We start from the raw sequence: 11,910 nt of genomic DNA on the forward strand, positions 1-11,910 counted from the left end.
AGCGCCCCGGTCCTGGATCCCGAGGAGCCCTCGATGCCGAAGATCGTCAACATCGCCGTGATCGGCGCCGGAACCATGGCGCAGGCGGTGCACCTGCCCGTGCTGCGTCGGCGCTGGGACCGCTTCTCCATCGCCGCGCTGGTCGACCACTCCGAGCGCCGTCGGCGCGAGTCGGCCGAGTCCTGGGGCCTCCCCGAGGAGAAGCGGTACGAGGACGTCGCGGCGCTGATCGCCGCGATCCGCGCCCGCACCGTCACGATCGACGCCGCGGTGCTCTCGACCGACGGCCTCCATGTCGAGGACCTGATCGCGCTCCTGCGCCGCGGCATCCGGGTCCTGGTCGAGCCGCCGCTGGGCTACTCCGCCGAGGAGATCGACCGGGTCGTCGAGTTCGAGCGGCTGACCGGCCGCAACCTCGTGATGATGGCGTACCCGCAGCAGTACGACGAGTCGGTGGCGCGCATCGCCGAGCAGATCGCGGTCAAGGACGTGCGGATGGTCGACCACGAGGTGCTCATGCCCGCCAGCCAGCCGCTGTTCGGTGGCGCGCACGTGACCACCTCCGCCTACGACCTGCCCTCGGAGGTGCGGGCCGAGCGGCGCAACGCGCTGCAGGCCGCGGTGAAGGCCGGCTCGGGGGAGGCCGCCACTCAGCGCGACCGGGACCTCTACGTCAAGGGCCTGCTGACCGGGGTCGCCCACCAGATGGCGGTGCTCGAGGCGGTCTACGGGCCGATCGCCCGCCTGAGCGCGGTGCGCCAGTGGCCGAAGGGCGTCATCCCCGGCTCGCTCGAGATCCTCGGCGAGCTCGAGGGCGGGGCCCATGTGCGGCTCGTGTGGCACTACCTCCCCTTCGCGCCCGAGTACGCGGAGCGCTTCTCGGTGCTCTCCGCGCGCCGTCGCCTGCTCGTCGAGCTGCACGCCCCGTCTCACGGCGATCGCCGCTCGACGCTCTCGCTGCGCGAGAAGAAGTCCGGCGTGGTGCAGGAGCTCGAGACCGTCGCCGGGCTCGGCTCGGCCGAGGCGATGTGGGAGGCCTTCCACCGTTTCGTGGAGAAGGGGGAGGCCCCGATCGCCGGCTCCCGTTCGGCGCGCACCCAGGTGACCCTGCTGCGGGAGGTCCTCGCCGCGGTGGTGGAGGCCGACGGCCGCAGCCTCGAGGCGGATCCGGAAGAGGCGCCGGCGGAGGAGCCGACGGCGGAGGAGTCCGTGGCGGAGCGCCCGGCGGTGGCACCGGTCGTCGTGGCCGACTCCGACCCCGCGCCCGACTCCGACCCCGCGCCCGACTCCGACCCCGCGCCCGACTCCGACCCCGCGCCCGACTCCGACCCCGCGCCCGAGTCCGACCCCGCGCCTCGGGCCGAGGCGGCGCCCGCATCGGATGAGCCCGCCCCGTCGGAGCCGTCCCCGGCTGACACGGACGAACCCGCCGCTCCCGCCGCCGCCCCGCTCCCGCCCGAGCACACCGGCGAGATCGTCGACGTGTGGTCCGTCGAGGAGCCGCGCGACCCCACACGCTGACCGCAAGGCCCGGCGACCGCTCGCCGCCATGCCGCTCGACCCCCGCCGCCCTCGGGCCGCGGGGGTCGCGTCGTCTCCGGGCGTTGTCCCCCGGATCGTCCGCTCTGTCCCCGGACCGTCCGGGAGCGCCGTCGCCCGACCGTCCGGGAGCGCCGCGCCGCGACACGCCCGGGCGCTCTGGGGACACGCCGGGGACGGACTGTGGGACACGCCGGGGGACACGCCGGATCGACCCGAGATCGGAGTCATATCCGGACCTCCGAGAGGCCCGGATCGGCACTCTGCGCGGTCCGTCGTCCACCGGCCCGGAGGGCTGTCGGACCCCTCGTCCACACTGGTTTGTGCACGGTGCCTCGGCGTTCGTGCGGGGAGGGCGTCGTCCGTCCCCATCGGTCCCGATCCGTCCACAGCCCGTCAACAGCGCGTTGTGGATGACAGTGTTGTAACTCAGTACATCTTGTGGTCGCTGCGTCGACCCACCACTAGGTGTAGTGTTGGAGAGGTCGCGGCGGTCCGGTCTTCACCGATCCTCACCGATCCTCACCGGGTCCGTCCGGGGAACCGCCACCGCATCGGGAACCATCGATGCGGAGGTGGGCGGGCACTCCCGGAGCGCGGCGACCAGGCTCCTCGCGAGCCGCTCACAACTCCCTGCACGTCTCCGACACTCCCCTTCCACGCGCCGTCGGCGCGGCGCTCGAGAAAGGCCACCTTCCCGTGGACATCACCGTGTACTCCAAGCCCCTCTGCGTGCAGTGCGATGCCACCAAGCGCGCCCTCAACAAGGCCGGCGTCGCCTACGACGTCGTCGACATCACCGAGGACGCCGAGGCCCTCGCGCGCATCAAGTCCATGGGCTACGTGCAGGCCCCCGTGGTCATCACCGGGCAGGACCACTGGTCCGGCTTCCGCCCGGACAAGATCAAGGCGCTCGCGGGCGCCGGCGCCGAGCAGCGTCGCGCCACCGCGATCTGATCCGGCCGCGGGAGGTGTCGGCGTGACCCGGCTCGTCTACTTCTCCTCGGTCTCGGGAAACACCCACCGCTTCGTCGAGAAGCTCGGGATGCCGGCCTCGCGCATCCCGCTCTACGCCCAGGACGAACCCCTCGTCGCCGACGAGGAGTTCGTCCTGGTGGTCCCGACCTATGGCGGGGGCAACGGCCGCGGCGCCGTACCCAAGCAGGTCATCAAGTTCCTCAACGACGAACGCAACCGGTCCCTGATCCGGGGCGTCATCAGCGGGGGCAACACCAACTTCGGGGAGGCGTACTGCCTGGCGGGGGACATCATCTCCGCCAAGTGCAGCGTCCCCCACATGTACAGATTCGAGCTGTTCGGAACCCCGCGCGACGTCCAGCGGGTCCACGACGGATTGGAAGAGTTTTGGCGACACTGACCGAGATGCCCCCCCTCGAGCACAACAAGCAGCTCGACTACCACGCGCTCAACGCGATGCTGAACCTCTACGGAGCGGACGGCAAGATCCAGTTCGAGAAGGATCGCCTCGCCGCCCGCGAGTACTTCCTGCAGCACGTGAACCCCAACACCGTGTTCTTCCACTCGCTGCGCGAGAAGCTCGACTACCTCGTCGAGAACAAGTACTACGAGCCCGAGGTCCTCGAGCGCTACAGCTTCGACTTCATCAAGTCGCTCTCCGAGCAGGCCTACGAGAAGAAGTTCCGCTTCCCGACCTTCCTCGGCGCGTTCAAGTACTACACCTCGTACACGCTGAAGACCTTCGACGGCAAGCGGTACCTCGAGCGCTTCGAGGACCGCGTGGTCATGGTGGCGCTCACCCTCGCCGAGGGCGATGAGCAGCTGGCCCGCGACCTGGTCGACGAGATCCTCGACGGTCGCTTCCAGCCGGCGACCCCCACCTTCCTCAACGCCGGCAAGGCCCAGCGCGGCGAGCTCGTCTCGTGCTTCCTGCTGCGCATCGAGGACAACATGGAGTCGATCGGCCGCTCGATCAACTCCGCGCTGCAGCTGTCCAAGCGCGGCGGCGGCGTGGCGCTGCTGCTCTCGAACATCCGCGAGTACGGCGCCCCGATCAAGCACATCGAGAACCAGTCCAGCGGCGTCATCCCCGTGATGAAGCTGCTCGAGGACTCCTTCTCGTACGCGAACCAGCTCGGGGCCCGTCAGGGCGCCGGCGCCGTGTACCTGCACGCGCACCACCCGGACATCCTGCGGTTCCTGGACACCAAGCGCGAGAACGCGGACGAGAAGATCCGCATCAAGACCCTCTCGCTCGGCGTCGTGATCCCCGACATCACCTTCGAGCTCGCCAAGAACAACGAGCCGATGTACCTGTTCTCCCCGTACGACGTGGAGCGCGAGTACGGCAAGCCCTTCGCGGACGTCAATGTCTCCGAGGTCTACCACGAGATGGTCGACAACCCGCGGATCGCGAAGAAGAAGATCAAGGCCCGCGACTTCTTCCAGGTCCTCGCCGAGATCCAGTTCGAGTCCGGCTACCCGTACATCATGTTCGAGGACACCGTGAACCGCGCGAACCCCATCGCCGGCAAGGTCACCCACTCGAACCTGTGCTCCGAGATCCTGCAGATCTCCACGCCCTCGACCATGAACGTGGACCTCAGCTACGACGAGCTGGGCCGGGACATCTCCTGCAACCTGGGCTCGCTGAACATCGCCAAGACCATGGACTCGGCGGACTTCGCGCGCACCATCGAGACCGCGATCCGAGGCCTGACCTCGGTGTCGGACCACTCGGACATCGAGTCGGTGCCGACCATCGCCGAGGGCAACCGCCGCTCGCACGCGATCGGCCTGGGCCAGATGAACCTGCACGGCTATCTCGCCCGCGAGGCCATCCACTACGGCTCCGACGAGGGCCTGGACTTCACGAACATGTACTTCTACGCGGTCACGTACCACGCCATCAAGGCGTCGAACCGGATCGCGAAGGAGCGCGGGGAGACCTTCTACGACTTCGAGAAGTCGACCTACGGCACCGGCGCGTACTTCGACAAGTACATCGACCAGGTGTGGGAGCCCCGCACCGAGAAGGTCCGCGGCCTGTTCGAGAACTCCTCCGTGCACCTGCCCACCCAGGACGACTGGAAGCAGCTGCGCGAGGACGTCCGCGCCCACGGCATGTACAACGCCTACCTGCAGGCGGTGCCGCCCACCGGCTCCATCTCCTACATCAACCACTCGACCTCGTCTATCCACCCGATCGTCTCCAAGATCGAGATCCGCAAGGAGGGGAAGATCGGCCGGGTCTACTACCCCGCGCCGTTCATGACCAACGACAACCTCGAGTACTACGAGGACGCGTACGAGATCGGCTACGAGAAGATCATCGACACCTACGCCGAGGCCACGAAGCACGTGGACCAGGGCCTGTCGCTGACGCTGTTCTTCCCGGACACCGCGACCACGCGCGACGTCAACAAGGCGCAGATCTACGCCTGGCGGAAGGGCATCAAGTCGCTCTACTACATCCGCCTGCGCCAGATGGCGATCGAGGGCACCGAGGTCGAGGGCTGCGTCAGCTGCATGCTCTGACCCGAGCTCCCGGCCGACGGCCGACGCTCACGCCGACGGGCGGGTCTCCCTACGGGGAGGCCCGCCCGTCGGCGTTCCGGGTCTCAGGCGCGGCGGGCCGGGGACCGCTGCGCGTCGTCCGACGAGCCGATCGCCGCGCTCAGCGACCACAGGCCCCCGTAGAGCACGCCCGCAACCGGCCAGACCACCCAGGTGATGCCCCAGTCCCCGGTGAGGAAGCTCCAGCCCAGGAAGATCGCAGCGGCGACGGGCCAGTACAGTGCGGCGATCGCGCGGATCGCGGGGGAGCTGCTGGTCGCGGCGAGATCGTCCTCATCGGCCTCCTGCAGTAGGGTACCGGCGGCGGTCTCCGACCAGCCCGAGCGCAGCACGACGAACAGGCCGAGAGCGACCATCGCGAGCGTCCCGCACACGCCGTAGAGCGGAGCCGTGGAGTCCGGGGCGGACAGCACCCCTGCGAGGATCACCGGCACCGCGGCGAGGATCCACAGCAGGATCGCCGCGCCGAGGGCGAGGGCGCGCTCGCGGCGATGCTCCCGGCGCAGTGAGGAGGCGAGCTCCCGCACGGCCGGGGTGAGGGTGAAGCGGCCCTCGGTCACCTCCGCGTGCTCCTCCATCCGACTGCCGTGGAGCACCAGGAGCAGTACGCCACCGGCGACGAGCACCAGCAGCGTGGTCAGTCCGACGCCGAGCGCCCAGCCCGTCGGCGACTCTCCGCTGACGGCGATGAGGAACAGCAGCGGCAGCGCGGCGAGCACGAACATCGGGATCGCGACGGCCGGGACCCAGCGGCCCCGGCGCATCGCCTCGACGTACCGCTCGGCCTGCTCGCGATCGAGGGCGGGGTCCGCGGCCGGCTGCGCGCCGCCGGAGCCGCCGCTGAGCTCGGCGCCGATCCCGAGCTCGGCGGCGACCTCCTCGAGGCTGCCGAACTCGGCGATGACCGCGCCGACGGCCTGGGACTCGGTCCGGCCGGCGTCCATCAGCGCCTGCTGCTGGTCCTCCATGAGCGCCCGCAGCTCGGAGCGCGCCTCGCGCATCCGGGGAGTGTCGGGATAGGGGGCGAACAGGGTGTCGAGGTAGGAGTCGATGACGGTCATGACGGGGCCGGTCCTTCCGTGAAGCGGTCGACGAGCGCTCGGGTGCTGCGCCATTCGGAGCGCTTGGCCGCGAGCTGCTCGCGGCCCGCGGGGGTCAGGGAGTAGTAGGTGCGGGGTTTCCCGGAGGGGGAGAGGTCCTCCCGGGAGGTGAGCAGGCTCTGACCCTCGAGGCGCTTCAGTGCGGTGTAGAGGGTGGTCTGCTTGATGGCGTACTCGCCGCGGGACCGCTCGGTGAGGATCCGGGAGATCTCGTAGGCGTAGGAGGGGTCCTCCTCGAGGACCGCGAGCAGGATCAGGTCGATGTGACCGCGGATCGCATCCGCTCCGATCATGGGCTCCTCCCCTCTCTGTGTTTCGCCCAACGTACTACGGCACGCGTAGTACGGCAAGAGGGGCAACGTCGGCTGCCCGGGCCCGTGTCGAGCGGGCGCCCGGCGGGACGGAGGTCCCGATCTCGCGGACCACGGCGCCGACGACGCCACATCATGTCGTGGTGTCGGCGCGCCGTGACCACTACATGTGGTGGTCGCCCGCCTACGGTGAGGCCACCGCCCCGCGAGGGCGGCCGCCCGGGACCCCTCCCGGGTCTCTCCCCACTCCGACCCCGTCGTCCCAGGAGTGATCCCATGCCCACCACCCCGCAGTCCGCCCTGCCCGCCGCTGCGTCCGCCCCGCCCGCCGCTGCATCCGTGGCGGATCCCGTCCCCGCGCGCACCCTCGTCGACCCCGTCGCGACGATCACCGAGTACGTCGACCGTGCCGACTGGCGCGTCAACGCGAACGCCAACCAGGGCTACTCCGTCGGCGGCCTGATCCTCAACGCCGCCGGGAAGATGATCGCGAACCACTGGCTCGACGAGGTGTTCAGCCCCGCGGCGGGCCGCGCGCACCGCGAGGGCGACCTGCACATCCACGATCTCGACATGCTCACCGGATATTGCGCCGGCTGGTCGCTGCGGGCCCTGCTCGAGGAGGGCTTCACCGGCGTCGGCGGCGCGATCGGCTCGCGGCCGCCGCGGCACCTGTCCTCCGCGTGCGGGCAGATCGTGAACTTCCTCGGCACCCTCCAGAACGAGTGGGCGGGCGCTCAGGCGTTCTCCTCCTTCGACACCTGCCTCGCGCCCTTCGTGCGCCGGGACGGACTCACCTACGAGGAGGTCCGTCAGGAGATGCAGCAGCTCATCCATGACCTCAACGTCCCCAGCCGCTGGGGATCCCAGTGCCCGTTCACGAACCTCACCTTCGACTGGGTCTGCCCGGAGGACCTCCGGGCTCTGCATCCGGTGATCGGCGGGGAGGAGCAGGAGTTCGCCTACGGCGACCTGCAGGCCGAGATGGACCTGATCAACCGCGCCTTCCTCGAGGTGATGAGCGGGGGCGACGCCGACGGCCGCGCCTTCACCTTCCCGATCCCCACGTACAACATCACCCCCGACTTCGACTGGGAGGGCGAGAACGTCGAGGCGATCTTCGCGATGACCGCGAAGTACGGCCTGCCCTACTTCCAGAACTTCCTGAACTCGGACCTCGACCCGGGGATGATCCGCTCGATGTGCTGCCGGCTCCAGCTGGACCTGCGCGAGCTGCTCAAGCGCGGCAACGGCCTGTTCGGCTCCGCCGAGCTGACCGGTTCGATCGGCGTGGTCACCGTGAACATGGCGCGGCTCGGACACCGCTTCGCCGGCGACGAGGCGGCCCTGATCGTGGAGCTCGACCGCCTGCTGGAGCTCGGGAGGGACACCCTCGAGCGGCGCCGCGCCACGGTGCAGGAGCTGATGGACGGCGGGCTCTACCCCTACACGAAGCACTACATGGGCCACCTCGGGAACCACTTCTCGACCCTCGGGGTGAACGGCATGAACGAGATGGTGCGGAACTTCCACGGGGATCGGCATGACCTCCGCGACGCGGCGGGTCAGGAGATGTGTCTGCGGATCCTGGACCACGTGCGCGCGCGCATGGTGCAGTTCCAGGAGGAGACCGGGAACCTCTACAACCTCGAGGCCTCGCCCGCCGAGGGGGCCACCTACCGCTTCGCGAAGGAGGACCGGGCCCGCTACCCCGGCATCCTCACCGCGGGCACGGCGCGGAACCCGTATTACACGAACTCCTCGCAGATCCCCGTCGACACCACCGAGGACCCCTTCGAGGCGCTCGAGCTGCAGGAGGAGCTGCAGGGGAAGTACACCGGAGGCACGGTGCTGCACCTGTACCTGCAGGAGGCGATGAGCTCGCCGACGGCGTGCCGGGAGCTGGTGCGGCGGGCGCTGACCCGCTTCCGTGTCCCGTATCTGACGGTCACCCCCACCTTCTCGATCTGCCCCGTGCACGGCTACCTCTCCGGGGAACATCCGCGGTGCGAGCGGTGCGGGCAGGAGTGCGAGGTGTGGACGCGGGTGATGGGCTACTTCCGCCCCGTCGCCTCCTTCAACATCGGCAAGCGCGGCGAGCACGAGCAACGGCGCTTCTTCACCGAGCAGGCCGCCGCGGCGGCGCTCGCATGAGCGGGGGCCGGGCCGGGGCGGGGGAGCTGCAGATCGCCGGACTCGTGCCGTTGTCCACCGTCGACTGGCCCGGCCGCCTCGTCGCCACCGTGTTCTGCCAGGGCTGTCCCTGGGTCTGCAGCTACTGCCACAACCGCGAGATCCTCGATCCCACCGTGCCCGGGCGGGTGCCGCTCGCCGCGCTCCTCGACCTGCTGCGGCGGCGCCGCGGGCTGCTGGACGGCGTCGTGTTCAGCGGGGGAGAGGCCACCCGGCAGCACGCCCTGCTGCCGGCCGCCGCGGAAGTGCGGGCGGCAGGCTTCGCCGTCGGGCTCCACACCGGCGGCGCGCATCCGGCACGGCTCGAGGCCCTGCTCGCGGCGGGACTGGTGGACTGGGTCGGCTTCGACGTGAAGGCCGCTCCGGGCGACTATGCCGCGCTCGTCGGCCGCGCGGGAGCCGCCGAGCGGGCAGGGACGTCGCTCGCCCTCCTGCAGGCCTCGGGCGTGCCCCATGAGCTGCGTACGACCCTCATCCCGGCCCTCCTGCCCCAGCTGCCCGCCCTGCTCGAGCATCTCGCGGGGACTGGTGCCGGTCAGCTCGTGCTGCAGCGAGCCCGGGCCGACGGCGCCGCCCCCGCCGTCGCGGCCGAGCTCGCCGGGGTGCCGGACTGGCCGGAGGTCTTCGCCGCCGCGGCCGCTGCGGCCCGGGCCCGGGGTCGGGAGCTGGGGATCGAGGTCGGCGTGCGATAGCCCCGGCGGCGCCGGGGTCAGTCGAGGAAGGTGTCGATCACGGAGTCGGCCAGGGTCGCGCCGACGTAGCTGCCCACGACGTCCCCGACGATCCCGCCGATCACGCCGCCGGCCGCCGCGCCTCCGCCGCCGCCGACGACCGCACCCGGCACGGCCCCGACGCCGGCCGCGGGCGCCCCGGCGGCCGCGCCTCCGCCGCCGCCGAACAGGCCGCCGATCGCTGCACCGGCTGAACCGCCGAGCCAGCCCCCGACGTAGCTCCCCGCCATCGAGCCGCCGAAGTTCACCGCGCCGTCGAGGAAGGCCCGCCCGATCCGCTCACCGGTCGAGAGGTCGCTCCGGCCCGCATCGTCGTTCCAGCGGTCGATCCCGGCCATCACGCCGGTGAAGGCGTCGCCGATGACGGGGATGAAGGCGGGGACGGTGCCCTTGCCGAGCGCGAACTCGCCGAAGTTCTTGGCGAAGCTGTGGGTCGCGGAGATGATGCCGCCGGCGCTGTCCACGCCGTCGATGCCGATGTTCTCCTTCAGGTTCTGCCAGAACTCGCCGAAGGAGACATCGCCCCAGTCCGCGCCGAGGAAGGAGGAGGACTGCGCCGAGGAGCTCCCGCCCCCGGGGCCGCCGCCTGGGCCACCGCCCGGGCCGCCCGCGCCTCCGCCCGCAGGGTCCGAGGCGCCGTCCTGCTCCTCGACGTGGCCCTCGAGATCGCTGCCCCGGGTGCGGAGCGACTCGGCGGCGGAGGTCAGCTGCGGGCGCACGGAGGAGTCGAAGGCGGCCGCGAAGCCGTCGGCGTCGGGCCCGATCCAGTCGGTGCCGACCAGAGCCCCCACCTGGGAGGACAGCGTCTCGAGCAGAGTGTTCAGCGTCTCGGCGCGCTCGGTGAACCGGCCCGCGAGGTCCGTGACCTCGGCGGTGTCCATCCCCTGGAATGCGTTCATGGCTCCTCCACGTGTGTCGACCCTGCTCGCTGACGGTACCGGCCGCCGCGCGCGGGCGACATGGGGAGAGGTCCCCATGGGGCGATGGGAGGATGTCGGCATGGACCCCGTACTCCTCCTGCTCGCCCTGGTGCTGCTCCTGCTCGGGGCCGGACTCTCCGTCCTGGCGCTGCTGTTCCGGGCGGGGCGGGGGAGGGTCTTCCGCTCCTGGGCGGGACCCGAGGACGTCGGTCCGGGCCGGGGGTTCCGCTACGTGGAGGGCCTCGTGCTCGTGGTCCTGCCGCTGTGCGCGCAGGCGCTGCTGGTGGCGGCCCCCCTCGCCCTGCTCGCCGCGATCGACGCGCTGCGGGAGCTCACGACGGCGGTGCTGCTGCCGGTCGTGGTGATCCTCGAGGTGATCCTCTGGGTGATGCTGCTGCTCGCGACCAGCTACCGGTCGATCCTGCCGCTGTGGATCTATCCGGGGTGGCTGCGCCCGCAGCGCCGCCGCGAGCGGGAGATCATCCGCGAGCGGTGAGCAGGGGACGCAGCAGGGCGCGCGCGGCGTCCGTCGGCGTGGCTCCGACGAGGCGCCCGGCGCTCGCCGGGTCCGCCGCCAGGTAGCGGCCGCGCAGCTGGACGAGCACCGCCCCCACATCGCCCTCGGCGCGCCGGCGGACCAGGTGGATGGCGCGGGGCGGGGCCGCCTCGAGCGCCGGGTCGGTGGGGTCGGGCAGGGCCCGGGCGGCGTCGAGCGCGCGTGACCAGGCCGCCTCCCGGAGCGCGTCGTCCGCGGCGGCGAGCTGGTCGAGCAGCTCCTCCGGGAGATCCAGGTCGCTGCCTTCCGGCGGGCTGCCGAGCGGGGCGATGGCCGCGAGACGCAGCAGCACCCCGGGGAGCGCGGCGGTGGGATGCACCCCGAGCTGCTCGGAGCGCTCGACGTCGCGGGGATCGCGGCTGCGGCGCAGGATCCCCGCGCGGGAGAGGGTCAGGGTGTGCTCGCTGAGACGGGTCGGTGCGGAGAGACGCACCTCGATCTCCCCGCGCGCGGAGGCACGGATCTCGTCGACGAGGGCGGTGTCGAGGTCAGGAGTCGGCATCGGGGGTCCTCTCACGGCTCGGCGGACCGGGGGCCCAGGTGGCGGCGATCCGGTCGAGCTCCGCACCGTGCTCGGCATCGACGAGGGGCAGGGTGGTGAGGGTCAGCGTGAGGCCCGTCCCCTCCCGCACGAGGCTCCACGAGCGGACGAGGAGGGTGGCGCCCTGCGGGTCGGTGAGGACCGAACTGGTGTGCCACAGCTCCTCGCCGCCCGTGCCGGGCACGGATCGGTCCTCGAGGATCTGCAGGTCGGGGAGGGTGGCGAGGCGCTCCTCGCGGACCGCGGCCTGCCAGGACGCGAGCGTCCCTCCCGGGACCGGGTCCGCCGCGGTCAGCACGATGTTGGTCTCGATCGCGGGGCTGAGGGTGCGGCCGTCGGAGAAAGCGGCGAGGGCCGGCGCGGGGGCGTCGACGGTGCTCCAGGTCGCGGGGAGCTCGAGAGTCGTCGCGGTGCCGGGCCGATCAGGGCGGGCCGCCGGGACGGGGCGGAGGGTCACGGGCATG

Annotated in this window: 12 protein-coding genes; 7 read left to right on the plus strand and 5 right to left on the minus strand. The window is 71.3% G+C overall.

What is annotated here, in order from left to right; translation table 11 throughout:
- The first annotated feature begins 33 nt into the window (after positions 1–33).
- From V1260_RS13570 to nrdE, 4 genes are all read left to right on the plus strand, one after another.
- On the plus strand, positions 34–1,521 hold the full coding sequence (locus V1260_RS13570) for a Gfo/Idh/MocA family protein (protein ID WP_329747357.1): 1,488 nt from the start codon (positions 34–36) through the stop codon (positions 1,519–1,521).
- A 717-nt stretch (positions 1,522–2,238) separates the two neighbouring features.
- Positions 2,239–2,496: a glutaredoxin-like protein NrdH gene (nrdH, locus tag V1260_RS13575; RefSeq protein ID WP_329747358.1), complete on the plus strand. Its 258-nt coding sequence runs from the start codon at positions 2,239–2,241 to the stop codon at positions 2,494–2,496.
- A gap of 22 nt (positions 2,497–2,518) precedes the next feature.
- Positions 2,519–2,917: a class Ib ribonucleoside-diphosphate reductase assembly flavoprotein NrdI gene (nrdI, locus tag V1260_RS13580; protein WP_329747359.1), complete on the plus strand. Its 399-nt coding sequence runs from the start codon at positions 2,519–2,521 to the stop codon at positions 2,915–2,917.
- A gap of 5 nt (positions 2,918–2,922) precedes the next feature.
- Complete coding sequence (gene nrdE / locus V1260_RS13585; protein WP_329747360.1) at positions 2,923–5,055, plus strand: class 1b ribonucleoside-diphosphate reductase subunit alpha; 2,133 nt, start codon at positions 2,923–2,925, stop codon at positions 5,053–5,055.
- 83 nt (positions 5,056–5,138) lie between these two features.
- On the opposite strand, the gene V1260_RS13590 is transcribed toward nrdE, so the two are convergent.
- Both V1260_RS13590 and V1260_RS13595 read right to left on the minus strand, forming a co-directional pair.
- Positions 5,139–6,155, minus strand: a complete 1,017-nt coding sequence (locus tag V1260_RS13590) for a permease prefix domain 1-containing protein (RefSeq protein ID WP_329747361.1) — start codon at positions 6,153–6,155, stop codon at positions 5,139–5,141.
- A complete protein-coding gene (locus V1260_RS13595) occupies positions 6,152–6,487 on the minus strand; it encodes a PadR family transcriptional regulator (RefSeq protein WP_329747362.1) in 336 nt (111 codons plus the stop codon). The genes V1260_RS13590 and V1260_RS13595 overlap by 4 nt, the downstream gene beginning before the upstream one ends.
- A gap of 294 nt (positions 6,488–6,781) precedes the next feature.
- Between V1260_RS13595 and V1260_RS13600 the strand changes: the two genes are divergently transcribed.
- Positions 6,782–8,659: a ribonucleoside triphosphate reductase gene (locus tag V1260_RS13600; RefSeq protein ID WP_329747363.1), complete on the plus strand. Its 1,878-nt coding sequence runs from the start codon at positions 6,782–6,784 to the stop codon at positions 8,657–8,659.
- Positions 8,656–9,390: an anaerobic ribonucleoside-triphosphate reductase activating protein gene (locus V1260_RS13605; protein ID WP_329747364.1), complete on the plus strand. Its 735-nt coding sequence runs from the start codon at positions 8,656–8,658 to the stop codon at positions 9,388–9,390. Before V1260_RS13600 ends, V1260_RS13605 begins: the two co-directional genes overlap by 4 nt.
- A 17-nt stretch (positions 9,391–9,407) precedes the next feature.
- On the opposite strand, the gene V1260_RS13610 is transcribed toward V1260_RS13605, so the two are convergent.
- Positions 9,408–10,328, minus strand: coding sequence for a WXG100 family type VII secretion target (locus V1260_RS13610; RefSeq protein WP_329747365.1), 921 nt, complete (start codon positions 10,326–10,328; stop codon positions 9,408–9,410).
- 100 nt (positions 10,329–10,428) lie between these two features.
- Here V1260_RS13610 and V1260_RS13615 point away from each other — a divergent pair, with 100 nt between their 5' ends.
- A complete protein-coding gene (locus tag V1260_RS13615; protein WP_329747366.1) occupies positions 10,429–10,845 on the plus strand; it encodes a hypothetical protein in 417 nt (138 codons plus the stop codon).
- Here V1260_RS13615 and V1260_RS13620 read toward each other — a convergent pair.
- Together V1260_RS13620 and V1260_RS13625 are read right to left on the minus strand one after the other, a co-directional pair.
- Positions 10,829–11,407 (minus strand): hypothetical protein, encoded by a 579-nt coding sequence (locus V1260_RS13620; protein WP_329747367.1) that lies wholly within the window; start codon positions 11,405–11,407, stop codon positions 10,829–10,831. The genes V1260_RS13615 and V1260_RS13620 overlap by 17 nt on opposite strands.
- Positions 11,394–11,909 (minus strand): hypothetical protein, encoded by a 516-nt coding sequence (locus V1260_RS13625; RefSeq protein WP_329747368.1) that lies wholly within the window; start codon positions 11,907–11,909, stop codon positions 11,394–11,396. The genes V1260_RS13620 and V1260_RS13625 overlap by 14 nt, the downstream gene beginning before the upstream one ends.
- Position 11,910 lies beyond the last annotated feature (1 nt).

Source organism: Brachybacterium sp. J144, from assembly GCF_036321705.1.
Classification (GTDB): domain Bacteria; phylum Actinomycetota; class Actinomycetes; order Actinomycetales; family Dermabacteraceae; genus Brachybacterium.